This window comes from Pseudomonas sp. Sample_21 (assembly GCF_004307525.1).
GTDB classification, from domain to species: domain Bacteria; phylum Pseudomonadota; class Gammaproteobacteria; order Pseudomonadales; family Pseudomonadaceae; genus Aquipseudomonas; species Aquipseudomonas atacamensis.
The window spans coordinates 1-24,978 of sequence record NZ_RCNZ01000088.1 but is presented as its reverse complement, the minus strand read 5'-3'; the positions used below and the strand labels follow the sequence as shown (position 1 = coordinate 24,978).

Here is a 24,978-nt window from a genome sequence, read left to right as displayed (position 1 = left end):
CGCTTTGCCATTTCAGGGGAATAATGCGCGCCACTTGGCTACATAGCTCAGTTGGTTAGAGCATAGCATTCATAATGCTGGGGTCCGGGGTTCAAGTCCCTGTGTAGCCACCAAGTACTAAAAACGGCTTACCGAAAGGTAGGCCGTTTTTTTATGCCTGCAATAATCTCCCCTCCGGTTCCCCACCCACAGAAGGTCTATCTTCAGCCCTTTCGATTGATCAGTGGGCTCGCAGCCGCTCATCCGTCAGACTTTCTTACAGTTTGCACTGCGCCTTTTTTCATATAAGCCACATATCAAATTCAAGATAATGCCTTCCTCCCAACCAGGCTTTTAGCCAGGTATTACGGGCCCCGCCCGCCATAAAACTCTAGATAATCAAGAGCGCTATATGAGAAAAAACGCCGCTATCCCTTGAGGGTTAGCGGCGTTTTTCCTACGCAAATGGCGTTGCGGCTTTACTTGGATGATTCATCTATTCCGCTGTAATCACCAGACACCCTTTCATCACGCGCACTTTGACGTTCTCGTTTACCTCGAATCCCGCTTGCCCCAACCACAGCCCGCGCAGCCTGATCCAAGGCACAGGCTTGCCGGGGTTGTAGGGTGTGCCCTTTGTGTGGACCGGGTAAAAATCAGCGGCGATTTTCAACCGGCGTTCAGTGATGGGGGTTGATGTCGTATGATTGGTTTTAGCCATGGTTCAGCTCCTTCTAAGCTGCTTTGTGGTTAGCGAGGCCAGGGTGTTCGCGCACCTTGGTTCCGCGTTCTTTGGGTTACTTCAAACTTCTGTTTCTTCGTTGCTCGTTTTGGTCCCTGCCTGTGCGATCAGGGCGTCGAGCATCTGCGCAATTACCTTTTGTTGGACCTTCGAAAGCTCATTGATGGACTGCAGCCGTCGATACCACGTCGAGGTCAAGCTGCGTCTGGGCGTCTCCGTGTACGAGGGAACCCCGAGCAGGTCTTCAACGGGAACGCGAAGCGCAAATGCCATCTTCACCAGTGTCGTGACCGGCATGCTGCGCGTGCCCTCCTCGTAACCCTGAAAGGTCTGCCGGGAAAGACCTAAAGCCCTTGCAAACCGCGTCTGTGTTATCTCGTGCACCGTGCGTAAATGTGCAATGCGACTGCCCAACGCCACCAGAAAATCACGATCCTCATTGGAAATGCTCATGACAGCGGCCGACTGAAAATAAAATCGAAAGGCAACGGACTCATCCTCTTCATCTGATATCCATCCTGGAAAAACTACAGAAACCATCCTCAGGCAGCGGCGCGTAGGTTGTCGACCTGAATAATCTGTAAGAGAAATCCGGCGTAATCCGCCATTCATACGAAAAGACTACAGGCGCGACCGACGATAATTTCGCCTGAATCAGGCGCAAAACCGACGCACTGAGATAGCCCTGTAGGAAGCAGGCTCTGCTCACGTAAGAACTAGATTTTTCGTCATTTCAAGTACCCGCCCCTCTCTCCCCGAACTCCCCCTGGACCGACAAGCTTCCCCGGCTCGATTCAAAGCCATACAGGGAGTTGTCATGGCTCGATTCAAATCTCTTTTCGACGAAGACTGGGCTTGGGCACGCGATTACGGCGGTGCGTCATGGGGCGGGTGGTTGCCACCTCGAGCGCCGGAGGAGTCGGTGTACATCGAGAAGGACGAGTGGCCTGCGCCCAGGCCACGCGAAGACAGGGTCTTTGCCAAGTCCTGCACGCCGGACAACTGGTGTCGCACGGACGCTGGCACTGCCAAGGAGCCAGCCAGCAACTTCGGCAAGATCATGGTCGCCGGCGCCATGCTCATGCCCTCCGCCAGTACCGCGGTCGCGACGGCGATAGGTGCTGACCTGGCTTTGGGGCGTCTGGCCGGCGGCGGGATTTTGCAACAGCGCCTGAACTGGGCCATCCGTGGCGCCGGCGGGCCGGCCAGCGTGTTTGTGCTGGGAATGCTGCCGAGCAAAATGGCCGACGGCACGCTTCACACCGACGAAGAACTACGCCGCATGAGCCGCGCCACCACGCGCGTGCGCTTCCAGTTTCGTCGTGATGCCGAAGGTGTTCTGCGGGTTTACGGCATCCATTCCGGCGCCTCTGGCGACGACGCCGTACGCACGGTGAACGTCAAGTGGAACGCCGACAAGACAGCCATGGAGGCCAAGCTCAACGGCATCACCATTCTCTGGACGCCGCAACGCGGGCCGCTGGGGTCGATGCCTCCGCTGGTTTATCCCGACCACGGTGAGGCACTCGACCCGATCCTCGTCCACCCGATCCCGGACAACACCGATAGCCAGATTGAGGGTCTGCCGGGCGAGGATGTAACGGCCGAGGATTGTATTCTGGTGTTCCCGGCGGACACCGGGCTGAAGTCGTTATATGTGGTTTATTCGAGGCCGGCGAGGCAGACGCCGGGGATCGTTACGGGGGTGGGGGAGGATGTGGGCGGTATTTGGCTTGACCATGCTCAAGCTCAGGGTGGCGCCCCTATTCCGACCAGCATCGCGGATAAACTCAGAGGGAGCGAATATTCTAGTTTTGATTCGTTTAGGCGGGCTTTTTGGGCCGTTGCCTCAATAGACAGCGCAGTGGCACAACAGGTCAGCGAAGATAATCTACGACGTATGCGCAACGGAAATGCGCCCCGCGCCCGCTTAGGTGATGCAGCAGGGAAAAGGATCTCTCATGAGATTCATCATGTGGAACCGATATCCGAAGGTGGTGATATCTACAACGTAGATAACCTAAGGGTCTACACACCCAAAAACCATGTCGACGTACACCGTAAATAAGGGCATAGCATGAGCGACCCATTCATCAAAAGCAGCTTTTCCGACTATACCGAGCAGGATTTCATTGATCTCATAGATGAAATAAGAAAGGAAGATATAGCGCCGACAGATCTCCGTGCAGATGCATTGATTCTGCACTTCAACAAGATAGTAGGACATCCGAGCGGGATGGATCTGATCTACTACCCCGAGCCCGGAGCAGATACAACATCTGCCGGAATAGCTCGTACAGTCATGGCATGGCGCGAAGCGAATCGACTACCCGGGTTCAAGACATGAATCCTGCCGCCCGTTTCATTTGAGCTGTGGAACTTCAACTTGAGAACGTTATGACTAACATATCCGACTACACCGAAGCAGAATTCTTGAAATTTGTGCAATCTGTTCTTGCAGCCAACACAAGCCCAGACGAGATTCTCGATCCGCTGTTATTTGAATTTGTACGTCTGTGTGAGCACCCAGCGGGCACTGACCTCATCTATTGGCCCGAGGATATGAAACAACAAACAGCCGAGGGCATTACCAAAATTGTGAAAGACTGGCGTTCTACCCGTGGTCTGTCCGGCTTCAAGCAATAAATTACCCTGCAATACTCTCAAGAAGATCGCACCACCCTAGCTACCGCTTTCGCGAGCAGGCTCGCTCCCACAAGGGCATCGTTTTCGGCCAATCGATTGGCGCGGCCGCTGAGCGGGAGTGCTGTAATCCTCACGCAGTTTGCACCCCGCCGGCCCGCTCGATAAAGTCCCCCAAGACTTCTACCCCACGGACGGAGATCCCGCGTGTTTCCAGCCCAGCCTTTGAAGCGCTTTCGCCTGCCAGCCCTGACACTGCTTGTCAGCGCTCTGACCCTCACCGCATGCAACGCCCCGCCCTCTTCTTCATTGCCGCTGGCACCGGAAGCTGCATCCGGTTACCGCACTGATCTGCAAACCCGGCACGCCAATAAACACATGGCTGCCGCTGCCAATCCGCTCGCGGCCGAAGCCGGGCGGGAGATGTTGCGTCAGGGTGGTTCGGCGATTGATGCGGCGATTGCGATGCAGGCGGTGTTGACGCTGGTTGAGCCGCAGTCTTCCGGGATCGGTGGCGGGGCGATGATTGTGTTGTGGGATGGCAAGCAGGTGCGCACCTATGACGGCCGCGAAACGGCGCCGGCCGGGGCCACCGAGAAGCTGTTCCTGAAGGCTGACGGTAAACCGATGGCCTTTACGCAAGCGCAGATCGGCGGGCGCTCGGTCGGTACGCCCGGGGTATTGCGCGCGCTGGAGCTGGCGCATCGGCAGCACGGTCGCTTGCCATGGGCGAAGCTGTTTGAGCCAGCGATCAAACTGGCCGAGCAAGGCTTTGCGATTCCCCCGCGTCTACATTCGCTGCTGACTGCCGATCCACTGATACGCCAGTCGCCAGACATGGCTGCGTACTTCCTGAATGAGGATGGCAGCGTCAAAGCTGTCGGCACGCGCCTGCAGAACCCGAAGTTGGCGGCCGTGTTCAAACGTATCGCCAGCAAAGGTGCCGATGCGCTGTACAAAGGTCCGATCGCCGAAGAGATCGTCGCCAAGGTTCAACAGCACGCCAACCCCGGCAGCCTGTCGCTGAACGATTTGCAGCGCTATCAGGCCAAGGAACGCGCGCCGCTGTGTACCGACTACAAGCGTTGGCAGGTCTGCGGCATGCCGCCACCGTCGTCGGGCGGGATCGCCGTGGCGCAGATTCTCGGCACGTTGCAGGCGCTGGAGACTCGCGATCCACGCCTGTCGCTGACCCCGCTTAAACCAGTGAACAGCAATAGGCCGGCCGGCATCGAACCGGCGCCGCAAGCGGTGCATCTGATCGCCGAGGCTGAACGTCTGGCCTATGCCGACCGTGCGCAATACGTGGCCGACACCGACTTCGTCCCGGTGCCGGTCAAAGGTCTGCTCGATCCTGCCTACCTGGCCAGCCGCGCCAGCCTGATCGGCGAGCGCAGCATGGGCAGCGCCAAACCGGGCACACCGCCGGGCGTACAGGTGGCCTACGCACCGGACCGCTCGCCGTTGCGCATCTCGACCTCGCAAGTGGTGGCGGTGGATGATCTCGGCGGCGCCGTGTCGATGACCACCACCATCGAAGCCGCGTTCGGCTCGCACCTGATGGTTCAGGGTTTTCTGCTGAACAACCAGATGACCGACTTCTCTTTCATCCCCGAAGAGAACGGGCAGAAAGTCGCGAACCGCGTCGAACCGGGCAAACGCCCACGCTCGTCGATGGCGCCGACGCTGATCTTTGATCGCAACACTGGTGAATTTGTCGCCACGGTCGGCTCACCCGGCGGCTCGCAGATCATCGAATACGTGGCGAAAACCACCATAGGCCTGCTCGACTGGAACCTCGATGCACAAAGTGCGATCAACCTGCCCAACTTCGGCAGCCGCAATGGCCCCACCGAACTGGAACAGGGACAGTTCAGCCCAGCGCTGATTCAGGCACTCAAGGACAAGGGCCACACGCTCAGCGAAATCGACATGACCAGCGGCACCCAAGCGATCGTGCGGGTGAAGGATGCGCAGGGCAAAGCGACATTGACGGGGGGTGCCGATCCTCGGCGTGAGGGAGAGGCGTTGGGGGATTGAGTATTACGAAGTGGGCAGAAAAGGCTTACCGGGAGGTAGGCCTTTTTTTGCGCACAGCGATTGCTCTCATTGATCAGCGATTCGCCACCAAATGCACCCCAAACAACAAATAGCACCCACCTGCCAACCGATCCAGCCACTGGCGTGACCGCTCGTAGACACCGGCAACCCGGCGGCTGGCGAAGAACAGAGCGACGCTGCAATACCAGCTGAACGACAGCGTGGCCATGGTCAGCACGGCCAGCGCCAGCAGTAGCGGCGGCACGTGGGGCGGCATGGCGGTGGCGAAGATGGTGGCGACAAAGAGTGCCGATTTCGGATTAGTCATGTTGCCCAGGAAACCGCGAGCGTAGACGCCGAAATAAGTCTGCCGGGGCGCAGCCGATGCACCGGGGGCAATCGCAGCCTTGCGCTTGAATTGCTTCAGCCCCAGATAAATCAGATAGCAACCGCCGGCAATCTTGAAGCCCAGATAGAGGGTCGGCGCGGCGTTGAACAGCGTCTTGATTCCCAAGCCGCCAGCAAGGCCCCACAGCACCGTGCCGGTGGCCACGCCCAGCGCAGCCACCACGCCATGTCGGCGCGAGTGACTGGCCGCGAGTTGCGCGATGTTGAAGAAATTTGGCCCGGGCGTGACCACCGCCACTGTCCACAACAGCGCCAGCGACAGCAACGGGGCAAGATAACCGGCAACAGAAACGTCCATGAGCGTTGCGCCTGAGCAGTGGAATCAAGCCTCTACCTTGCTACATCCGCTGACGGTTTTCCATCAACGTCATTTAAACCGCCAACGTCTTGCCATCCACCCCATCCCCAATCTTCAGGAAATGCCCGCCCGCCACGTGGTGCAAGGTACGCAATCTATCCTGCCCCTCGAAATGCCAGCGCCCGTCGCTGAACACACGCTCATCGGCCTGGGCAGCAATGACTTCGGCAAGGAACAGGTCGTATTGCTCGTGATTGCGCGGCTCCGGCAGCAGGCGGCATTCGAGCCAGGCGACACAGCCCTCAAGCAGCGGCGCTTCAATCTGTTCGCCAGCGAAGGTGTGTAGGCCGTACGCCTGAAACTTGTCCTGACCTTGGTTGCGGGTGATTTCCAGGCCGGAGGTGTTGCCGACGGTTTGCACGATATCGGCCTGATTGACGCACGGCACGTTCAACACAAAAGTGCCGGAGGCTTCGAGCAACTGGCGGGTCCAGGTGGATTTGTCGAGGACGACGGCGACTTTCGGTGGTTCGAAATCCAGCGGCATGGCCCAGGCGGCGGCCATGATGTTGCGTTGGCCGTCGTGAGCGGCGCTGACCAGCACGGTCGGCCCGTGGTTGAGCAGGCGGTAGGCTTTGTTCAGGGGCACCGGACGGCGGTGGGAGACGCTCATGGGGATCTGCTCCGGAAGAAAAGGAGCAGATTGTAGCGCTGTCACTGGAGAATCACAGAACCTGTGGGAGTGAGCAGATGCGGCGCTGCCCCTCGGTGATCGTTCCCACGCTCTGCGCGGGAATGCATCCTGTGACGCTCTGCGTCACGCCAGCGAAGGAACGCGGAGCGTCCCGGGCGGCATTCCCACGCAGAGCGTGGGAACGATCAGTGCGGTGTCAGTGAGAGAGCTGATTGGCAAACTGGCCGACCGCATCCACCACTTTCTGCGCACCGTCCTGAATCTCGACAATCACCGTGCCCGCCTCCGCCGCCAGCGCCAGGCCCTGTTCAGCCTGAAGCTTGCCGTCGGTCATCAGTGCCACGGCATTGCGCGCCATTTCCTGGTTCTGCCGTACCACGCCGACGATTTCGTCCGTCGCTTGGCTGGTGCGCGAGGCCAGTTGCCGAACCTCGTCCGCGACCACGGCGAAACCACGGCCCTGCTCGCCGGCCCGGGCGGCTTCGATGGCAGCGTTGAGCGCCAGCAGGTTAGTCTGTTCGGCAATGCCGCTGATGGTTTTGACGATCGTGCCGATCACCAGCGACTGCTCGTTCAGCGCCTCGATACCTTCGCCGGCGGCTTGCATGTGCCGCGACAAATCACGCATCACGTTCACCGCTTCGGTGACGACCGTGGTGCCCCGTTGTGCGGTGCTGTCGGTTTGTTGCGAGGTGCTGTAAGCGATGCTGGCCGCGTCGGCAACCGCCTGCTCGCGGTTGACCTGATCGGTGATCACCGTGGCGAATTTCACCACTTTGTACAGTTTGTCGTTGGCATCAACCACCGGGTTGTAGGACGCTTCCAGCCACACCGTACGACCATGGCTGTCGATACGCTTGAAGCGGCCAGCGACAAACTCACCGCTGTTCAAGCGCCGCCAGAAGTTCTGGTACTCGGCGCTGTTGTACTCATCCGGGGCGCAGAACGTGCGGTGATGTTTGCCTTTGATCTGCGCCAGGCTGTAACCCATGCCGTTGAGGAAGCGATCATTGGCGCTGAGCACATTGCCGTTGAGGTCGAACTCGATCACGGCGGTGGAGCGCACCAGCGCGCCGATCAGGTTCTCATGCTCGCGGGAGGCTTCGATGGTGCGGGTCCGGTCGCTGGCGTAGAAGGAGATGTGTCTGATCCGGCCATCGGACGAGCGCACCGGTTGCACGATGGAACGCAGCCACGCCTCGTCGCCATTGCCGCGCAACAGGCGCACGGCGCCGGCAAAATGCTCGCCACGGCTCATCGAGTTTTTGAAGCGCTGATGGAATTCGTCGGATTTGACGTGGGCCGGCACGATGTCTTCAATTGCCCGGCCGACCAGGTCCTGGCTCTTGTAGAGCATTTCATCGAGAAAATTCTGGTTGACCGAACGAATCCGCCCGTCGGGCTCAAGGGTCAGCGCGAGCATTTCGCTTTCCAGGCTTTCCTTCACTTGTACAAGGCTGGAGAGTTCTTCGCGCAGAGCAGCCAGCTCTTGTTTCAAGCGTTTATTGAACATGGGAAAGCACCGATGGCAGGGTAGTTAGCGGATACAACCTAGCCATCGGCCTTGCGCAGCTTTTCTGAAGCCAGCTCCAGACCCGTCAGTCGAAAATAATCCGGCGCTTGCGGTTCAGGCAGCGCCGGCAGCCTGACACGGTCCGGTACGCGGCATGCGCGCACCGAAATACACCGCCGTCAGAACTCCCACCGCGCCCATCACTGCACAGAAGATTACGCAGACCCAGAGGCTCCACGGCATCAGACCAATCAGCAACAGCGGTGTGATACTCGCCCAGGCGGCGTAGGCAATGTTGTAGGTGAAGGAAATGCCCGACACGCGAATCCGCGCCGGGAACAACCCGACCATCACCGAAGGCACTGCACCCACTACCCCACAAGCGAGACCGGCGACCGCATAGGCCATGCCGATCCAATGCCCGCCCATGATCAGACAGCCATACAACACGCCAATGCCCAATGGCAGCAACAGGCTGTAGAGCATGACCGTGCGCCAGGCGCCGATGCGGTCGACCAGCAGACCGGCGATCACGCAGCCGATATTGAGAAAAACGATGCCCAAGGCACTGAGGCCGAAGGTGTGGCTGGCGGTCATGCCGAAGGTTTTCTGCATCATGGTCGGGGTGATGACGACGAACACCACCACTGCCGAGGTGAGTACGCAGGTGAGCAACATGGCCGGCAGCATGGCCAGACGATGTTCACGCAGCACCGTGCGCAGCGGCAGCTCGACCCGCGCCTCGCGCTGCGCTTCCATGGCCATGAACACCGGGGTTTCGCTGAGCCAGCGGCGCAGATAAACGCCCACCACGCCGAACACGCCGCCGAGCAGAAACGGATAGCGCCAGGCGTAATCGAGAATTTCGGCAGGCGTGAAAACCTGCGCCAGGAAGGTCGCGGTGAGTGCGCCGATCAAGTAACCGAAGGTCAGGCCGGCCTGCAAGAATCCGAGGGCGTAACCGCGATGGCCGACAGGCGCATGCTCGGCGACGAACACCCAGGCACTCGGCACTTCACCACCCACCGCAGCGCCTTGCAGGATGCGCAGCGCCAGCAACAGCAAGGGCGCGAAATAGCCGATCTGCGCGTAGGTCGGCATGATCCCGATCAGCAGGCACGGCAGGGCCATCATCAGGATGCTCAGGCTGAACACCTTTTTGCGGCCCAGACGATCGGCGAAATGCGCCATCAGAATCCCGCCCAGCGGCCGCGCCAGATAACCGGTGACGAAGATGCCGAAACTCTGCAGCAAACGCAGCCACTCGGGCATTTCCGGGGGGAAGAACAGCTGACTCAGGGTCAGTGCGAAGAATACGAAGATGATGAAATCGTAGATTTCCAGCGCCCCGCCGAGCGCCGCAAGGCCGAGGGTCTTGTAATCGGCACGGCTGAACGGCGCCGGTCGGGCTGGAGAATTGGCAGTCATGACAAAGAACTCAGGCATCGGCAAAAACCAAGGCGCTCATGGTCTACGCAAAAGCGCGGATCGACAACCCGTCAGACCATAGTCTCGGTTTGCGAAAACCTGCTCAACAAAAGGGCGGCGCTTGATTTACTGTTAGCGCCTGTCCAAGGGACCACGCCAACACCGACCAGCCGCCCATTTGGGAGCGAGCCTGCTCGCGAAACGTCAGTTCAGACAATCTGATGCTGAATGTGCCGACGTCTTCGCGAGCAGGCTCGCTCCCACAGGGGATCTCTGTGGCTGTCGAGCCGGGCGACTGCTCCCGCGGACCAAAAATAACCATAAAAAATCCGAGGTACTTCCCGTGGCCGTTGATATCGAAGATAGCCGCTCCGCGCGCTTTGCCCTGCGCTGTTCCAGTTTTGCCGAACGCTGGTTTCCCGACTCCTGGGTGTTCGCCGCGTTGGCCGTGATCATCGTTGCGCTGGCCACTCTGGCCATGGGCGCCAAACCCACCGCTGCAGCGATGGCCTTCGGCGACGGCTTCTGGAGCCTGATCCCGTTCACCATGCAGATGGCCTTCGTGGTGATCGGCGGCTATGTCGTCGCCAGCTCTCCGCCCGCAGTCAAACTGATCGACAAACTGGCACGCATCCCGAAAAACGGCCGCTCCGCCGTGGCCTGGGTGGCGTTGATCTCGATGGTCGCATCGCTGCTCAATTGGGGTCTGTCGCTGGTATTTGGCGGGCTGCTGGTACGCGCCCTCGCCCGCCGCACCGATCTGAAAATGGATTACCGCGCCGCCGGTGCTGCGGCATACCTGGGACTTGGCGCGGTGTGGGCGCTGGGCTTGTCATCGTCCGCCGCCCAGTTGCAGGCCAACCCAGGCAGCCTGCCGCCGTCGATCCTGTCGATCACTGGCGTAATCCCGTTCACCGAAACCATTTTTCTCTGGCAGTCCGGGGTCATGCTGCTGGCGCTGATCGTGATTTCGATCATCATCGCCTACGCCACCGCGCCCGGGCCGAATTCGGCACGCGACGCCAAGGCCTGCGGCATCGACCCCGCGTTCAACCTGCCGCCACTGCAACCGCGCACGCGCCCCGGCGAATGGCTGGAACACAGCCCTTTGCTGATCATCGTGTTGGTGCTGCTGGCGGCGGGATGGCTGTTTCACGAGTTTTCGACCAAACCGGCGATTACCGCGATTTCCGGCCTGAACACCTATAACTTTCTGTTCATCATGCTCGGCGCGCTGCTGCACTGGCGCCCGCGCAGCTTCCTCGATGCGGTGGCCCGTGCGGTGCCGACCACCACTGGCGTGTTGATCCAGTTTCCGTTGTACGGCTCGATCGCCGCGCTGATGACCACCGTCAAAGGCGCCGACGCGCAAACCCTCGCGCATCACATCTCGACCTTCTTCGTCAGCATCGCCTCCCACGACACCTATGCGCTGCTGATGGGCGTCTATTCGGCGATTCTCGGTTTCTTCATCCCGTCCGGCGGCGGCAAATGGATCATCGAAGCGCCCTACGTGATGCAAGTCGCCAATGACCTGCAATACCACCTCGGCTGGGCAGTGCAGATCTACAACGCCGCCGAAGCCTTGCCGAACCTGATCAACCCGTTCTATATGCTCCCGCTGCTGGGCGTGCTCGGGTTGAAGGCGCGGGATCTGATCGGCTTCTCGTTTGTGCAACTGCTGGTGCACACGCCACTGGTGCTGCTGCTGTTGTGGGCGTTGGGGACGACATTGGCGTATACGCCGCCGGTGATGCCGTAGCAAAAACGAGCCAGGCCTGTGGGAGCGAGCGCTCGCTTGCACAGGTCTGGCGTGGAAATCATGAAATCCACACTCAACCGCTTTTCTGTCAAACACCGCTGATCCACTATGAAGCGCCCCCAAATCGAGGGGAACCCACGCTGAAAAGGATCTGAGCATGTTCAAACTCGCAGGACTTACCCTCGTTGCACTGACGCTAAGCGCCGCCGCTCACGCCGATGTCGACGTGAAACTGGGCAGCACCGAGCGCGTCACCCGGCTCTTCGCCTACCCCAACAATTGCAGCGTGATCTGCTTTCGCAACTGGACGCTGGAGCAGACCGTTGCTCACTATCTGAGTCAGAGCGTCCAGCGCGACGGTTACGCCGATGCCAAGGTGCTGGTGAAGACCGACAACGATCAGCTCTACGCCGAGATCACCGGTGTGCCGGACGGCTATGACAAGCCGCTGTCAGCGTTGCTCGACGCCGGCGATCTGGCTTATGCCGGCGCCAGCAAGCTCAATGCCGATGGCAAATGGGCCTATAGCTGGTATCTGTTCCTGCCGTTGGGCATGGCCCTGGAGAATCGCAAGAGCGTCGAGTTGCTGCACTTCCCGCCTGACTACTCGCTGACCCAGGCGCAGGACTACCTGCGCTCGAACACCACCGATCGCTGGGCGACGTTGCTGACCGATAACGGCATCCCTGCCGGGCAGACGCCGGCCTATCAGACCATCATCGACATCGCGCCGATTGCCGCGCCGTCCAATGCCGGCGGGGATCTGGAGGACGTCTACGACTACTTCAAGGATTACCAGACCACGCTGGTCAAGCAGTTCAGTAAGACCGCCAGCGGCACGACGTTGCCGATGGTTGCGTTCGGGGCGCCGGTGCGCAACTGGATCAAGGAACAATATGGGCCGACGGTGGGCGTATTGGGGCTGGCAAGCATCAGTCCGGCCGAAGGGGTGAATGTGCCAGTGCTCGGTTCCAACCATCCGAGCTATATCTGGTACGCCGCCGATCCGAAGAGCTATACCGGCGACGATGCCCAGGCCAAGGCTGACGCGGCGGGCCTGAAAGTCATGGGCCAGGATTTGAGCGCGGCTTGCTGGCAGGCCGGGATGGGCAGCAAACCGGGCAGCGATGCGCAGGCCACGCTGAACAGTTGCACGCAAACATGGCAGGTGACGCAAAAGGTCAAAACCTGCGAGTTGTTCTACACCTCGATCCGCAACCTCAGCGCTGAACAAGCGGCTGCCAAGTGCGCCACGCGACCGGTCAAGACACAACTGCAGCAGCTGAAAGCGCCACTGCCTGCGGCCGCCGTGCCCGCACCCGCTCTGTAGTCGCTGCCGGAGCCCCGTGTCAGCCAATGCTGACGCGGGCCAACGGTGATCGCGCCTGTCAGGTTTGACAGTAGACCGGTACCTTCAATTGCGCGACGCTTGGATCCAATCATGCTTCGCCTGGCGAGGCATGGTCACAACCCGGAGGCAACACTCAACAACAAGGATCGTTATGAACAATCAAGCCATGGGCCGGCACCTGCCGCGCGACACAGAAGGCATCTATCCGTTCGCCGGACTTCCGGTGCGGCTGGGTTTTCCATCCTGCGACGACTTCCAGATCATCCACGACGAACGTGGCATGGCCACGGCGGTGGTCGCGCGTCGCGAATTTCTGCGTATCAGCCGAATGTGCCGGGTTTCCGGGCAATTGCTGCCCTATCGCTGTCGACAGACCCGTCAGCTGCAAACCGGCATACACGTTTACGATCCGCGCTTTTGCGGGGTGCTGGAACACGCCTGCGACCCGAATGTATTTCTCGACATGAGCGAATTGTGGCTGTGGGCCTTGAAAGATATCCACAGCGGCGAACATCTGAGCATCGATTACGCATCGACCGAAGACAAACTGCTACGCCAGTTCGCCTGCGATTGCGGCTCGTCGCGCTGCCGTGGGTGGATCACCGGTTACGACGAACCACCTACGCCTGAAGGCCAGCGCTTTTTACAGCGCTGGCGGCATCCAGGCCGTAACTGAACGCCTCGGTTACGGCGCGCCGACCGGACGCAAGCGATATTGCGGCGGCAACTGTTCGAAACCACTGATGGTGGTATTGAGACTTTTCCAGCGGCCATCCTTGATCCCGTAGATGCAGCCGTGGATCGACAGCGGCTGCCCGCGATGCCATGCGTTCTGGATGATGCTGGTGTGCGCGACGTTGGCCACTTGCTGGATCACGTTGAGTTCGCACATGCGATCGACCTGCTCTTCTTCGGTCGCCAGCTTGGCCAGTTCTTCGCGCTTTTCGTAGTACAGATCGCGGATCGACCGCAGCCAGCCGTCGATCAGGCCGAACTGGCGATCCTGCATCGCCGCACGCACACCGCCGCAGCCGTAGTGGCCGGTGACGAGGATGTGTTTGACCTTGAGCACATCAACCGCGTACTGGATCACGGACAGGCAGTTGAGGTCGGTGTGCAGCACGACGTTGGCCACGTTGCGGTGCACGAACAGATCGCCCGGCAGCATGCCGACGATTTCGTTGGCCGGTACGCGTGCGTCGGAGCAGCCGATCCATAGATATTCCGGAGTCTGCTGGCGCGCCAGTTTGGCGAAGAAATCCGGGTCTTCCTTGGTGATCGCGTCAGCCCAACGCTCGTTGTTATCAATCAGGTCTTGTAGATCGTGCATGGATAAGGCCTCAAGAAAGATGCGCAGGTTTGATAGACGACCACCCGTCGAAGTCACGCCGCCAGCGCAAAGTGTTTTCGTTGGAATTCTCGCGCGCCCGGTGAGTCCACTCAGTAAGGCCCACACTATGAGGAATTGCCATGACTGATTCACGACGCCCTTATGATGCGGTGCAACCGGAACCCATCGATGATAACGAAGACCGCATGGGCTCGGTGCACGAGCTGGATTTCGACGATGAAGAGCCCAGCGCGAAGATCGGCGATGAGCTGCCCGAGCGTGAACGTGAACAATTGATGCCGGCTGAGCGAGTGCGTGAGGCGGGCATGACCGGGGCCTCGGTGGACGATCATCAGCCGACTGACGATGACCTGAGCCCGGAAACGTTGATTCGCGAGGATGGTGCGCGCGATGCCGAGGAAGTCGGCGAGGGCAATCAGGCGGATTGGGATCTGAGCGTGGTCGATGAAAATGACATCGGCGGCGGTGACGGGCTGGATGAAGCGGAACTGGCGGATCTGGATCCGCTGGATGGCAAGCGCTGATCCGCTGACTTGAAATTTGCCCCCTGTAGGAGCTGCCGAAGGCTGCGATCTTTTGATTTTGCTTTGGATCTTACAAAAACAGGATCAAAAGATCGCAGCCTTCGGCAGCTCCTACATGGCCTCAGTCAACCAGGGTACAGACCATCACCACCGCATCCTCACGCCCACCCACCGCCGGATAATAATCGCGACGCCGGCCGATCTCGTTGAAGCCATACCGCTCATACAACCTGAACGCAGCCGTGTTGCTGTCGCGCACTTCGAGAAAGCATTCCCGAGCCTCGGCCGCATACGCCCGCGACATCAGATGCTCAAGCAATGTCAGCCCCAACCCGCGCCCCTGATTTTCCGGCTTGACGGTGATATTGAGCAGGTGCGCCTCATCAAGAATGATCTGCACCACACCGTGGCCCACCTGCTGCTGCCCTTCGAACATCAGCCAGATCTGGTATTTGCCCAGGCCATCGAGAAAGATGCCCCGGGTCCACGGATGGCTGTACGCGGCGTATTCGATCTTCAACACAGCGTCCAGGTCCGCCTCGGTCATCGGGCGAAAGGTTACAACCTCACTCATCGGATTGTTTCCAGCGCGCCATCAGCCGACGCATGGCTTGCCACACAGCGGCCTTGCGCTGTGGCTCTTCCATTAACAGTTCCAGACCGGGAATCGCCCAGGCCAGGCCCAGACCTTCGATCTGCAATTCACTATTGAACGCTTCGGCGTCCGCTTCCCCGGCAAATTTCACCGCCGGCAGGCCGATCAGCCACAGACAGGCGCAGGGCGCCGCTTCCATCTGCACCGAGAGAAAACCCTGCACGAAGTCGCGCGCCGCTTCCGGGCCTTGATCCAGCGTGCCGCGATTGAGCCACGGCCAGCGCACAGGTTCGCCGACGATTTGCGGCGCATCCGGCAGACCGGCGGCGCGCAGCATGTCCTTGAGCAGCAGGTAGGCCGGATCGCGACTCTGAAACGCTTCGCCTGTGGGTAACTCGACCAGCAGCAGGCAGCGCCCGGCGCGCAGCAGTTGCAGGGCGAAACGCGGTGGCGGCACTGGCGCTGGCTTGACCACCACCGGCGTGTCGTCGACTTCTTCCACCGGTTTCGCGCCGTTGCGGGTACTGGCCAGCGACGGACGCGGCACCTCGATTTTCGGTCGCTCGGCCTGACGCGCGGCAGGCTGCGCCGGTGCTTCGGCCAGAGGCGCCGGAACAACCGGTACCTCAAGCTCAGGCTCGGGCATCTCCAACAGCTCGGGCCGCGACGGTGCGGCGAAAGGCAGTTCGGTGCGCGGCAGCCAGTTGACCACCTGCATGGCGTTCAAATAGGCGCGGCGGCGGGACTCGATAAGCAAAGGTCGGCCACTTGTGGATAACGGAAAGTGCGCTGATTCTACCGCCCTTCGCACAAGATCGCTCGCTGTTGATCGATACCCCGCGCTGCGCTGCGCCGCTGCCCTTTGGGCAAAGAATGCGACAGCCCGTCCCGAGAGTGAATCGCCGCGCCTGTGATGCAGTACAATCGCCGCTTTTAATCGCCAACCAGCCGGCCATTCCGATGATCGAACCCAAGCGCGTCTTGCGCGCCCTCGCTGAACACTGGGCACTTCTGGAGCCACTGTGCGAGCACTTCGACCAAGGCACCCTGAGCCTCAACGAACTGCGCACGCAACTGGCCGCCCAACAACTCGACAGCACGCCGCAGGACATCACCAGCCTGCTCGACGTGTGGATTCGCCTCGATATTCTGGTTCCGGTGGCGAAAAGCCCGAACCGTTTCGAGCTCAACGCGCAGATCCACGACTTCCTCGCCTACCTGCGCCGCGAACACCGCCTCGGTCTGTGCCTGGAAATCGAAGCCTATTTGCGTCACCTGGAGCGTCTGGCCGGTTATATCCAGGACGCTTTCGACGTTCGTGATGGCAACGATCTGGCGCGCCAGCTGCGCTTGCTCGACATGCGCGTGCGCGACGTACTGAAGAAACTCGACAACGATGAACAGGCCCTGGTGGCAGTCGCCGAACGGGCGAAGACCAGCGACCGGCAGATTCCGCTGCGTCAGCGTTACGCCGAAGTACTGGCGACGTGGGACGAATACGTCGAGCCGATGATTGATCTGGTCAACGCCGACGGCGCCTTCGAACAAGGCGTGCGCAAGGTCGAAACGGTGCTACTGAAGATGCTCAGCGAACAGCAGCGCCTCGGCCATCTGGTCGATGACGACATGCTCCTGCGCACCCACGCGCGCATCCTCGAAATGCAGACCAGCGCGCAACTGACCCTGCGCCATGCCCGCGAACTGCTGCTGCCATTGCGTGAAGAAGCGCGTCGGCATAACGCCGTGACCCGTGGCGCCGCACTGGCGCTGGCGGCGATCCGGCGTAAAGGCATCGACGCCGTGCCGCAAGCGGCGATGCCGCTGTTCACCCGCCCACAGAGCACTTTCCTGGGCAGCGCCAGTCAGGTCGAAGCCTACGTTTATGCGCTGGCGCGTTTCGAGCCGAAACCGGCGCGCTTCCCCAAGGCGCACAAAACCCAGAAGGCGGGCGACGCTCCACGTGCACCGCGCACCGTGCGCGAGATGGTCGATCGGTGCGAAGAGTCCCTGCCGATGCCGGATCTGATGACCTGGCTGCTGGAGCAGGAACCGGATGGCGCCACCGACGAATTGCTTTACTGGTTCTCGCGCCTGTCGCGGGAAAAACGCTTCAAGCGCGAGCGTCTGGAACGCCGCGAATACCACACTCACGAGCACCAGGTCAGCCTGCGCTCCTTCGCCCTGCTCTCGGCCAGCGACACCGCCGCCGAGGATTCTGCGAGCATCCCAAATGCATCTTGATCTTTCCGAACTGTCGCAACTGGCGCCGATCTTCCGCGAGTTGTTCAAGGGTTACCACGTCAGCCGTCGTGATCCCGAGCTGTACGCGCAATTGTCGAATTTCCAGGACCAGTACCGCACGCTGTTCAAGGCGCTCGGCTTTGAACTGGTCTGCGACACCCGTGGTTTCTACTATTTCGTGCCGGACATGGCCGCTGCAGCGGTGAACAAGACCGCCCAGCGTCTGGCGCTGTTCACCTTCATCCTCGTCGAGCACCTGGCCGATCAGGGCCGCGACCCGATCGCCGTGCTCGACGGCGGCAGCCTCGGCCGCGAAGAATTGCCGTCACTGCTGGACAAGTACCGCGACCTGTTCATTCAGGCCGAAGTGCAGACCGTCGAAGAACTCGAAGAAAAAATCATGCGCCGCATGACCCAGCTTGGTTTTGCGGGCGAAGAAAACGGTGTCTACCGCTTCCTGCCGCCGATGCACCGTTTCCTCGACGTGTGCCTGTCGGTACAACAGGACCGCGACCTGGCAGCCAGCGTCCACAGCGTTCTGCCGCTGCCGGCGCCGGTGCTGATCGACGAAGAAGCCGAAGCGAAATTCCTCGAAACCGACGATCCGCTCGATCTTTCCGAATTTGAAGAAGAAAGCGAAGAAGACGCACTGGCCCGCGCCATTGCCGAAGAACAGGAGTCCGATGCATGAGCCAGGAACGCTACGGCATCCGCCGCTTTGCCCTTTTGAACACCGCCGGTTACAGCCTCGGTCTGTTCCCGCTGGAAGAACCGTTGTCGGTTTACGGCGCGAACAACCTCGGTAAATCAGCGTCGATCAACGCCTTGCAGTTCCCGATTCTGGCGCGCATGTCGGACATGAGCTTCGGCAAGTACAGCCTCGAACAATCGCGGCGCTTCTACTTCGCCTCCGACACCAGTTACATCCTCGTCGAAGTCAATCTGCCCCACGGCCCGCACGTGATCGGCGTGGTCGGGCGCGGCCCGGGCGGTGGTTTCGGCCACCAGTTCTTCGCCTACGCCGGCAAACTCGATCTGGCCCACTACCAGAAAAACGACACCTGCCTGCGCCAGAAAGAACTGTTCAGCAATCTCGAAAAAGAAGGCCTGAAAGCCTACGAACTCAAGCCGGATGAACTGCGCCGCTTGCTGGTTGGCGGCCATACGTCGATCCCGCTCGACCTGACCCTGATCCCGCTGCGCTCCACCAGCGAGCAGAGCCTGAAGACCTTCCGCGCGCTGTTCATCAACCTGCTGCACATGCGTGAAATCACCGCGGCCAAGCTCAAGCAACTGTTCCTCGATGCCTTCGAACACAGCCTGCGTTCGGGCAGCGTCGATTACATCGCCGCGTGCGAAGAAGCCTTCCGCGACGTGCGGCGCATGGAGCAGGACTACAACTCGCTGGTCGCCGCCGGCCCATTGGTCGAAGCGCTGGCCAACGGCGTGAAACAGCGCGATGTGCTGCGCGGCAAACTGCATCGCCTGTCGCCGCTGCTCGATTCCCTGCTCGGCACCTGGTCGGATTACGCCACGGCGCGCAAGGAAGAGCTGACCATCCAGGCTGAGCACTACCGTCGCGAGCAGGACGATCTGCAAAACGATCAGCGCGGCGGCACTCAGGAACTGATGCGTCTGGAGCGGGAAATTTCCGGTATACAGCGCTGGCTCGGTGAGCTGTCGGTGCTGAAGAACCGCTTCGCCCTGGTCGATGACGTCAAAGTGCTCGAGCAACAATTGCTCGCCGCCAAGGATGCTCACGATGAACTGGCCGGTGCCCTGGCGCAGTCGCGTCAGTTCAGTGCCGAAGATCTCGAAGAGCGTCTGCGCGATCTGGAAAAACGCCTGAAGTCGGTGAAACAGCAACTCGATCACGCTGATAACAACAGCTACGCCCGTCTGCGCGAAGAGTTCTCGCAACAGGACGTCGAACGCCTGATGCGCCTGTTCAACAGCGCGCTGTTCAGCCTGCCGCTGGGCGAGCACGGCATCACCCTCGACGAAGACGGCGAGTGGGTCAAATCGGTCGAGCTGATTCTTGACGGCTTCAAAGGCGAGCGCTTCGAAGTGCCGGGCCTGTCGATCGACATCTCGCACATCGAGCCGCCAGCCTTGCAGGCGCTGGCCGACCGTGCAGCGTTGCGCGATCAGAAAGAGCGTCTGGACAAAGAACTCAAGCAACTGAAAACCCAGCAAGCCGTGGCCGCCGACCGCGCCGCGAGCAAGACCCAGACCGAGGCGCTGTATCAGCAGGTGCTGGACGCGCAGAAGGCGCTGGAAGATTTCCGTCGCACCCAGACACTGAGCGCCGAGGAAAGCGACAAACTCGAACAACTGGCGCAGATGGAAGCTGCGCAGGACGAACTCAAGCGCTCCAGCGATGCCTTCACCGAGCGCGTCCAGCAACTGTCGGCCAAGCTGCAACTGGTCGGCCGGCAGATCGCCGACATGGAAGCCAAGCAACGCACCCTCGACGACGCGCTGCGCCGTCGTCAGCTGCTGCCAGCGGACCTGCCGTTCGGCACGCCGTTCATGGATCCGGTCGATGATTCGATGGACAACCTGCTGCCGCTGCTCAACGACTATCAGGACAGCTGGCAGGGTCTGCTGCGTGCCGATGGGCAGATCGAAGCGCTGTACGCGCAGGTGCGTCTGAAAGGTGTGGCCAAGTTCGACAGCGAAGATGATATGGAGCGGCGTCTGTCGTTGCTGATCAACGCTTACGCGCACCGTACCGATGAGGCCCTGACCCTCGGCAAGGCGCGGCGCGCGGCGGTGACCGACATCGCCCGCACCCTGCGCAACATCCGCAGCGATTACGACAGCCTCGAGCATCAACTGGCGCTGTTCAACCGCGAGATCAACAAGCGTCAGGTCTCCAACCTGCAGAGCTTCCGCATCGTCCTCGCGCCGAACAAGGAAGCGCTCAAGCACATCGACCAGATCATCCACAGCGCCGGGCAGTACGAGGAAGGCGAAACCCTGTCGGTGTTCGACCTCAGCCAGAGCGCCGAGCAGGACAACAAGAACGAAGAGGCCAAGGAATATCTGGCGCGGCTGGTGGCAGCGAACCACAACCAGCTCGGCCTCAAGGACTTGTTCGAACTGGCCTTCGAGATCACCAAGGTCAACGGTCAACCAGTCATCCACACCGACATCGACGGCGCGGCCTCCAACGGCACGACCATGACCATCAAGGCGCTGACCAACATGTACTTGTTGCTGCACTTGATGGATCGCGATCTGGCCGGCCGCGTGCGTCTGCCGTACTACCTCGACGAGGCGGCGGACATCGACGAGAAGAACCAGGCGGCGCTGCTGGAAACCAGTCTGCAACTGGGCTTCGTGCCGATTCTGGCGAGTGTGAAGCCGCAAGTCTGCGCCAGTGTCGCGATCGACCTGGAAGGCGGCAGCGGCCCGGCAGGCATCTACATCGATGAAGCGGACTGGAAGTACATTCGCCGCCATGATGTGGTCAAGGCCACGCTGAATGTGCAGGCGGATGAGCCGGAGCTGGATGCGGTTTGATCGGCTTTAGCTGAAGGCAAAAAGGGCCGCGATCTGATGGGATCGCGGCCCTTTTTTATGGTCTGGATTTTGTGTTGATGTGGCTGGCCCCTTCGCGAGCAGGCTCGCTCCCACAAGTGGAATGCGTTCCCCTGTGGGAGCGAGCCTGCTCGCGAAGACGTCTCAACAGACGCCACTATTTACCAAGCTGAATCTTCGGCGCCCAGGTCAGCCATTCATCCTCGAACTTGTCGAACAACGGGAACGTCTGCTCGGCCCGCGCCGGATTGCCCATGCGCTCGCCATCCGGGGTGGCGAAGGCAATCCCGCCCTGAATCAGTGTCTCCAGCGACTCGGTGCGCACCGTCACGCCCTTGAACAACCCATAATCGAAGCCCACGCCGCTGGTGTTCCAGAAGCGGCTGCCGCTGCGCACCAGCGGCGCATACTTCGGCTCGATCAGGATGTGCACCAACACACGGTCAGCGGTCTGGCCCAATTCATAACCGGTCACCTTTCCGACGGTGATTTCACGGTAGGTCACTGGTACGCCAGGCTTAAGCGAACCGCGACGGGCAGCGCTCAACACCAGACTCAGACCCGCTTCTTGCTTGGTGACTTCCGGCGCCTCGGCCAAGGCAACGAAGTTCTTCTGCGGGCCGAGATTCTTCGCCGCCGGCTGGACTTCGATGTATTTACCGGTGACCAGCGTTTCCAGATTCTGCGTCTTGATCAGGCCCAGTTCCGGCTTGACCACCCAGAACTGACTGCCGACTCGCGCAATCTTTTCCGGTACTTCGGTGATGCGTGCGGTGAGGATTACCGACTGCATGTCATCGGTCAGATCGACGCTTTCAATCTTGCCGACATCGAGCCCCTTGAAACGTACCGGCGTACCGCTGCTCAAGCCGTCAGCGCGATCAACCTTGATCGTCACTACCGCGCCTTTCTTGTTCGCCTCATCGTGATCGGCGAACAGACGGAAGCGCGGGATGCGTTTCTTCAACGGCGCATTGGCTTGCGGCGTTTCAAAGGCGATACCGCCGGCCATCAGGGTTTGCAAAGATTCACTCTTGACCTGAATGCCGCCGGTCAAGCCACCCGTGAGGGTAATCCCGCTGACATTCCAGAAGCGCGTCGAGGCGTTGACGAGGTTTTCGTATTCCTTCTCGATGTGCACGCCGATGACCAGCTGCTTCTTGGTTCGGGAGAACTGGTAGCTCTGCACCGAACCGACCTTGACCTGCTTGTACAGAATAGGACTGCCGACATCGATCGAACCCAGCGAATCGGTAAACAACACCAGATGCAGGCCCGGCGAACGCAGATCCAGCGGCGGTGCTTTCGGTCGCGCCTCGAATTCGCGTTTCGGCGCAGCGCCTTTGTCGCCCGGACGCACGGCGATGTAGTTACCTTTCACCAGCGCTTCCAGGCCGGTAATACCGGCAAGGGATATCGACGGTTTGACTACCCAGAACTGCGTGCCCTCAACCAGATAGTCTTCGGCCAACGGATCAAGGGTCAGCTCGGCTGTTGCACTGTTCAGGTCCGGATCGACTTTGAGCGCTTTCAGGTTGCCGACCTGAATGCCTTTGTACATCACCGGTGTGCGACCGGCCTGCAGGCCCTCGAAATCACTGAGTTTGACCTTCACGCGAATCCCGGCGGCGGCGGCGTCGAAATCTTCATAGAGACGGAACGGCAGGCTCGGGTCGGTCGCAGGGCTGTCCTTGCGATTCTCCGGCGTGGCGAAGGCGATACCACCAGCGACGATGCTGGCCAGGGATTCGCTGCGCACTTTCACGCCGGACAGGTTGGCGTCGATGCTGATGCCGCTGGCGTTCCAGAAACGTGTGTGTTTGCGCACCAGTTTCGCGTAGGTCGGCTCGATGAACACCTTCAGTTCAACGGTGCTCTGATCCTCGGAAAGCACATAGCTTTTGACCTGACCGACCTTGATCTGCTTGTAGAACACCGGGCTGCCGCGATTCAGCGAGCCGAGGCGATCGGCCTTGATGGTCAGGTGCAAACCAGGCTTGGCGTCAGACAGTGGCGGTTCTTCGGCGAGTGCCTTGAACTTGCGCACGGGCTCGCCTTCACCGGGACTGATCGCGACATAGTTACCCGAGACCAATGTCTCCAGACCAGTGATACCGGCCAGGGTCACGCTCGGTTTGACCAGCCAGAACCGAGTGCTGGTCTTCAGGTACTGTTCCACGTCCTTGTTCATTTCGATGGTGGCGATCACCCCTTTCGAGTTGCCTTCATCGTCGAGCTTGAGCGTCTTGACCTTGCCGACCGGCATGCCTTTGTAGACCACTTCGGTCTTGTTGGCCTGGATCCCTTCGCCGCTTTCGAAGCGCACCTGAATTTCGATACCGGTCTCGGAATAAGCACGCCAGCCGAGCCAGCCGCCGATGATCAAAGCGATCAGAGGCAGCACCCAAATGGCCGACCAGTTCGAAGCCGGTCGGGTTTTCGCTACAGGCAAATCAGTCATGGTCGTCGTCCGACTCCGTATTATCCCAAATCAGTCGGGGATCGAAAGTTACTGCGGCGAGCATCGTCAGAATCACCACAGAGGCGAAGGCGACGGCGCCCAGATTGGCTTCGACACTGGCTATCCGGCCGAAGTTGACGACCGCCACGAGAATGGCGATCACAAAAATATCGAGCATCGACCAGCGGCCAATGAACTCGATGAATCGGTACATCCAGATGCGCTGACGGGCCGACAATGGCTGCCGGCGCTGCACTGAAAACAGCAACAACGCGATGCCGACCAGTTTGAACGTGGGCACCAGAATACTGGCGATAAACACCACGCTTGCGATCGGAATCATGCCGTGCTGCACCAGTTCAATTACGCCGGACATGATGGTGCTCGGCTCACCCTGGCCCAGAGAGCTGACCGTCATGATCGGCAAGACGTTGGCCGGAATATAGATAATGGCTGCCGTGATCAACAGCGCCCAGGTGCGGGTCAGGCTGTTGGGGCGGCGAGCGTGAACCTGCGCGCCGCAGCGGGTACAGCTTTGCTCATCGACGTCAGCTTCTTGCTTGTTCAGTTCGTGGCATTCGGTGCACACCAGAATGCCCGCATCAATCGCCCGCATGGGCATCCTCTCCTGATAATGCCTGCCAGATCTGATGCGGTGACATCACCACCTCCAGCCAGACTTGTACCAACAACAAGCCAATGAAACATGCCAGCCCGAGGCCGACGGTGATTGCTGCCATATCCGCCAGCTTCACGATCGCGACGAGGACGCCCATGAGGTAGACCTCGAGCATGCCCCAGTCTCTGAGGTGGTGGTAAATACGATAGAGCAGCAAACCGTAGCTTCGGCCGACATCGAAACGAATCGTCAGTAACACAAACAGCTGGCACAGCAACTTGAGCAACGGTATCGCCATACTGCAGAGGAAGACGACAATCGACACTCCTTGCATGTCGGTATTGAACAGACCGACCACGCCACTCCAGACCGTATCCTGCGAAGATTGCCCGAGGATATTGAGTTGCATGATGGGTAAAAAGTTTGCCGGTACGTAAAGTAATAACGCGGCAATCACCAGGGCGAGGCTGCGCTGCACCACGTTATGGCGGTGGGCGTACAGTTCGTAACCGCAGCGCGGGCATAGGGCCTTTTCACCATGGGCAAGTGTCGGCTTGCGCATCAGCAAGTCGCACTCGTGGCAGGCTATCAAGTCTTCCAGCGGTAAATCTGACAGCCCGGGGGCGTCAACCGATTCTGACATACAGGCTCTGGCTCCGATAAAGATGGGGCTATTCTAGTGTTCTGCTTCGAAAATAACTGTGCAATTTTGTTCGCCGTAGCTCTGAAAAACTTTCTCGCAGGCAAAACAAAACCCCAACTGCTTTCGCAATTGGGGTTTCG

The 24,978-nt window shown here is 60.1% G+C and carries 23 protein-coding genes and 1 tRNA gene; 12 read left to right on the top strand and 12 right to left on the bottom strand.

Annotated features, from left to right (window positions below; all coding sequences use genetic code 11):
* Window positions 1-36: 36 nt before the first annotated feature.
* A tRNA-Met gene (locus D8U71_RS15700) sits at window positions 37-113 on the top strand.
* Between the two features lie 362 nt (window positions 114-475).
* Here D8U71_RS15700 and D8U71_RS15695 read toward each other — a convergent pair.
* Window positions 476-700 (bottom strand): SymE family type I addiction module toxin, encoded by a 225-nt coding sequence (locus tag D8U71_RS15695; RefSeq protein ID WP_130888174.1) that lies wholly within the window; start codon window positions 698-700, stop codon window positions 476-478.
* Between the two features lie 81 nt (window positions 701-781).
* Window positions 782-1,174, bottom strand: coding sequence for a helix-turn-helix transcriptional regulator (locus D8U71_RS15690; protein ID WP_241664234.1), 393 nt, complete (start codon window positions 1,172-1,174; stop codon window positions 782-784).
* Between the two features lie 364 nt (window positions 1,175-1,538).
* Between D8U71_RS15690 and D8U71_RS15685 the strand changes: the two genes are divergently transcribed.
* The 4 genes from D8U71_RS15685 to ggt all read left to right on the top strand — a co-directional run bounded on the left by D8U71_RS15685 (window position 1,539) and on the right by ggt (window position 5,404).
* Window positions 1,539-2,789: an S-type pyocin domain-containing protein gene (locus D8U71_RS15685; protein ID WP_130888172.1), complete on the top strand. Its 1,251-nt coding sequence runs from the start codon at window positions 1,539-1,541 to the stop codon at window positions 2,787-2,789.
* A 9-nt stretch (window positions 2,790-2,798) separates the two neighbouring features.
* The gene (locus D8U71_RS15680; RefSeq protein WP_130888171.1) at window positions 2,799-3,068 is read left to right on the top strand and encodes a bacteriocin immunity protein; all 270 of its coding nucleotides are present in this window, start codon (window positions 2,799-2,801) and stop codon (window positions 3,066-3,068) included.
* A 50-nt stretch (window positions 3,069-3,118) separates the two neighbouring features.
* Window positions 3,119-3,367 carry a bacteriocin immunity protein gene (locus tag D8U71_RS15675; RefSeq protein ID WP_130888170.1) on the top strand — a complete coding sequence of 83 codons (249 nt, stop codon included), beginning with the start codon at window positions 3,119-3,121 and terminating at the stop codon, window positions 3,365-3,367.
* 204 nt (window positions 3,368-3,571) lie between these two features.
* The gene (ggt, locus tag D8U71_RS15670; RefSeq protein WP_130888169.1) at window positions 3,572-5,404 is read left to right on the top strand and encodes a gamma-glutamyltransferase; all 1,833 of its coding nucleotides are present in this window, start codon (window positions 3,572-3,574) and stop codon (window positions 5,402-5,404) included.
* Between the two features lie 73 nt (window positions 5,405-5,477).
* Here ggt and D8U71_RS15665 read toward each other — a convergent pair whose 3' ends face one another.
* From D8U71_RS15665 to D8U71_RS15650, 4 genes are all read right to left on the bottom strand, one after another.
* On the bottom strand, window positions 5,478-6,110 hold the full coding sequence (locus D8U71_RS15665; RefSeq protein ID WP_130888168.1) for a LysE family transporter: 633 nt from the start codon (window positions 6,108-6,110) through the stop codon (window positions 5,478-5,480).
* 73 nt (window positions 6,111-6,183) lie between these two features.
* The gene (locus D8U71_RS15660; protein WP_130888167.1) at window positions 6,184-6,783 is read right to left on the bottom strand and encodes a flavin reductase family protein; all 600 of its coding nucleotides are present in this window, start codon (window positions 6,781-6,783) and stop codon (window positions 6,184-6,186) included.
* 217 nt (window positions 6,784-7,000) lie between these two features.
* Window positions 7,001-8,317: a PAS domain-containing methyl-accepting chemotaxis protein gene (locus D8U71_RS15655; protein ID WP_130888166.1), complete on the bottom strand. Its 1,317-nt coding sequence runs from the start codon at window positions 8,315-8,317 to the stop codon at window positions 7,001-7,003.
* Between the two features lie 114 nt (window positions 8,318-8,431).
* The gene (locus tag D8U71_RS15650; RefSeq protein ID WP_130888165.1) at window positions 8,432-9,745 is read right to left on the bottom strand and encodes an MFS transporter; all 1,314 of its coding nucleotides are present in this window, start codon (window positions 9,743-9,745) and stop codon (window positions 8,432-8,434) included.
* Between the two features lie 343 nt (window positions 9,746-10,088).
* Between D8U71_RS15650 and D8U71_RS15645 the strand changes: the two genes are divergently transcribed.
* The 3 genes from D8U71_RS15645 (at window position 10,089) to D8U71_RS15635 (ending at window position 13,534) form a co-directional block, all read left to right on the top strand.
* Complete coding sequence (locus tag D8U71_RS15645) at window positions 10,089-11,507, top strand: TIGR00366 family protein (RefSeq protein WP_016773194.1); 1,419 nt, start codon at window positions 10,089-10,091, stop codon at window positions 11,505-11,507.
* 157 nt (window positions 11,508-11,664) lie between these two features.
* Window positions 11,665-12,837, top strand: a complete 1,173-nt coding sequence (locus D8U71_RS15640) for a hypothetical protein (protein ID WP_130888164.1) — start codon at window positions 11,665-11,667, stop codon at window positions 12,835-12,837.
* Between the two features lie 172 nt (window positions 12,838-13,009).
* On the top strand, window positions 13,010-13,534 hold the full coding sequence (locus tag D8U71_RS15635) for a lysine methyltransferase (RefSeq protein ID WP_130888163.1): 525 nt from the start codon (window positions 13,010-13,012) through the stop codon (window positions 13,532-13,534).
* A gap of 9 nt (window positions 13,535-13,543) precedes the next feature.
* Here the strand turns inward: D8U71_RS15635 and can are convergent, their stop codons facing one another.
* Window positions 13,544-14,188, bottom strand: a complete 645-nt coding sequence (gene can, locus D8U71_RS15630) for a carbonate dehydratase (RefSeq protein ID WP_122747852.1) — start codon at window positions 14,186-14,188, stop codon at window positions 13,544-13,546.
* Between the two features lie 140 nt (window positions 14,189-14,328).
* On the opposite strand from can, the gene D8U71_RS15625 reads away from it, so the two are divergent.
* On the top strand, window positions 14,329-14,733 hold the full coding sequence (locus D8U71_RS15625; protein WP_122611786.1) for a serine kinase/phosphatase: 405 nt from the start codon (window positions 14,329-14,331) through the stop codon (window positions 14,731-14,733).
* Window positions 14,734-14,854: 121 nt separating this feature from the next.
* On the opposite strand, the gene rimI is transcribed toward D8U71_RS15625, so the two are convergent.
* Window positions 14,855-15,307, bottom strand: a complete 453-nt coding sequence (gene rimI, locus D8U71_RS15620; RefSeq protein WP_130888162.1) for a ribosomal protein S18-alanine N-acetyltransferase — start codon at window positions 15,305-15,307, stop codon at window positions 14,855-14,857.
* Entirely contained in the window at window positions 15,300-16,046 is a 747-nt protein-coding gene (locus tag D8U71_RS15615) for an energy transducer TonB (protein WP_110602976.1), read from the bottom strand. Before D8U71_RS15615 ends, rimI begins: the two co-directional genes overlap by 8 nt.
* Before the next feature lie 242 nt (window positions 16,047-16,288).
* On the opposite strand from D8U71_RS15615, the gene mksB reads away from it, so the two are divergent.
* The 3 genes from mksB to mksF are packed head-to-tail and all read left to right on the top strand — an operon-like array spanning window position 16,289 to window position 21,097.
* On the top strand, window positions 16,289-17,569 hold the full coding sequence (mksB, locus tag D8U71_RS15610; RefSeq protein ID WP_160768349.1) for an Mks condensin complex protein MksB: 1,281 nt from the start codon (window positions 16,289-16,291) through the stop codon (window positions 17,567-17,569).
* Window positions 17,559-18,260: an Mks condensin complex protein MksE gene (gene mksE / locus D8U71_RS15605; protein ID WP_016773189.1), complete on the top strand. Its 702-nt coding sequence runs from the start codon at window positions 17,559-17,561 to the stop codon at window positions 18,258-18,260. Before mksB ends, mksE begins: the two co-directional genes overlap by 11 nt.
* Entirely contained in the window at window positions 18,257-21,097 is a 2,841-nt protein-coding gene (mksF, locus tag D8U71_RS15600) for an Mks condensin complex protein MksF (RefSeq protein WP_130888161.1), read from the top strand. Before mksE ends, mksF begins: the two co-directional genes overlap by 4 nt.
* Before the next feature lie 175 nt (window positions 21,098-21,272).
* On the opposite strand, the gene D8U71_RS15595 is transcribed toward mksF, so the two are convergent.
* The 3 genes from D8U71_RS15595 to D8U71_RS15585 are packed head-to-tail and all read right to left on the bottom strand — an operon-like array spanning window position 21,273 to window position 24,838.
* Window positions 21,273-23,576, bottom strand: a complete 2,304-nt coding sequence (locus tag D8U71_RS15595; protein ID WP_016773187.1) for an MlaD family protein — start codon at window positions 23,574-23,576, stop codon at window positions 21,273-21,275.
* Entirely contained in the window at window positions 23,569-24,192 is a 624-nt protein-coding gene (locus D8U71_RS15590; protein ID WP_071173597.1) for a paraquat-inducible protein A, read from the bottom strand. The genes D8U71_RS15595 and D8U71_RS15590 overlap by 8 nt, the downstream gene beginning before the upstream one ends.
* Window positions 24,179-24,838, bottom strand: coding sequence for a paraquat-inducible protein A (locus D8U71_RS15585; protein WP_041480024.1), 660 nt, complete (start codon window positions 24,836-24,838; stop codon window positions 24,179-24,181). Before D8U71_RS15585 ends, D8U71_RS15590 begins: the two co-directional genes overlap by 14 nt.
* Between the last annotated feature and the right edge of the window lie 140 nt (window positions 24,839-24,978).

What these genes read in the sequence shown, in the direction of transcription:
- D8U71_RS15685 (WP_130888172.1), top strand. Translation starts at nt 1,539, where the DNA reads ATGGCTCGATTCAAATCTCTTTTCGACGAAGACTGGGCTTGGGCACGC.
- D8U71_RS15665 (WP_130888168.1), bottom strand. Translation starts at nt 6,110, where the DNA reads ATGGACGTTTCTGTTGCCGGTTATCTTGCCCCGTTGCTGTCGCTGGCG.
- D8U71_RS15585 (WP_041480024.1), bottom strand. Translation starts at nt 24,838, where the DNA reads ATGTCAGAATCGGTTGACGCCCCCGGGCTGTCAGATTTACCGCTGGAA.
- D8U71_RS15695 (WP_130888174.1), bottom strand. Translation starts at nt 700, where the DNA reads ATGGCTAAAACCAATCATACGACATCAACCCCCATCACTGAACGCCGG.
- rimI (WP_130888162.1), bottom strand. Translation starts at nt 15,307, where the DNA reads ATGAGTGAGGTTGTAACCTTTCGCCCGATGACCGAGGCGGACCTGGAC.
- D8U71_RS15625 (WP_122611786.1), top strand. Translation starts at nt 14,329, where the DNA reads ATGACTGATTCACGACGCCCTTATGATGCGGTGCAACCGGAACCCATC.
- D8U71_RS15615 (WP_110602976.1), bottom strand. Translation starts at nt 16,046, where the DNA reads ATGCAGGTGGTCAACTGGCTGCCGCGCACCGAACTGCCTTTCGCCGCA.
- D8U71_RS15690 (WP_241664234.1), bottom strand. Translation starts at nt 1,174, where the DNA reads ATGAGCATTTCCAATGAGGATCGTGATTTTCTGGTGGCGTTGGGCAGT.
- mksF (WP_130888161.1), top strand. Translation starts at nt 18,257, where the DNA reads ATGAGCCAGGAACGCTACGGCATCCGCCGCTTTGCCCTTTTGAACACC.
- D8U71_RS15675 (WP_130888170.1), top strand. Translation starts at nt 3,119, where the DNA reads ATGACTAACATATCCGACTACACCGAAGCAGAATTCTTGAAATTTGTG.
- D8U71_RS15635 (WP_130888163.1), top strand. Translation starts at nt 13,010, where the DNA reads ATGAACAATCAAGCCATGGGCCGGCACCTGCCGCGCGACACAGAAGGC.
- D8U71_RS15590 (WP_071173597.1), bottom strand. Translation starts at nt 24,192, where the DNA reads ATGCGGGCGATTGATGCGGGCATTCTGGTGTGCACCGAATGCCACGAA.
- D8U71_RS15660 (WP_130888167.1), bottom strand. Translation starts at nt 6,783, where the DNA reads ATGAGCGTCTCCCACCGCCGTCCGGTGCCCCTGAACAAAGCCTACCGC.
- can (WP_122747852.1), bottom strand. Translation starts at nt 14,188, where the DNA reads ATGCACGATCTACAAGACCTGATTGATAACAACGAGCGTTGGGCTGAC.
- D8U71_RS15595 (WP_016773187.1), bottom strand. Translation starts at nt 23,576, where the DNA reads ATGACTGATTTGCCTGTAGCGAAAACCCGACCGGCTTCGAACTGGTCG.
- D8U71_RS15655 (WP_130888166.1), bottom strand. Translation starts at nt 8,317, where the DNA reads ATGTTCAATAAACGCTTGAAACAAGAGCTGGCTGCTCTGCGCGAAGAA.
- D8U71_RS15640 (WP_130888164.1), top strand. Translation starts at nt 11,665, where the DNA reads ATGTTCAAACTCGCAGGACTTACCCTCGTTGCACTGACGCTAAGCGCC.
- D8U71_RS15650 (WP_130888165.1), bottom strand. Translation starts at nt 9,745, where the DNA reads ATGACTGCCAATTCTCCAGCCCGACCGGCGCCGTTCAGCCGTGCCGAT.
- mksB (WP_160768349.1), top strand. Translation starts at nt 16,289, where the DNA reads ATGATCGAACCCAAGCGCGTCTTGCGCGCCCTCGCTGAACACTGGGCA.
- mksE (WP_016773189.1), top strand. Translation starts at nt 17,559, where the DNA reads ATGCATCTTGATCTTTCCGAACTGTCGCAACTGGCGCCGATCTTCCGC.
- D8U71_RS15680 (WP_130888171.1), top strand. Translation starts at nt 2,799, where the DNA reads ATGAGCGACCCATTCATCAAAAGCAGCTTTTCCGACTATACCGAGCAG.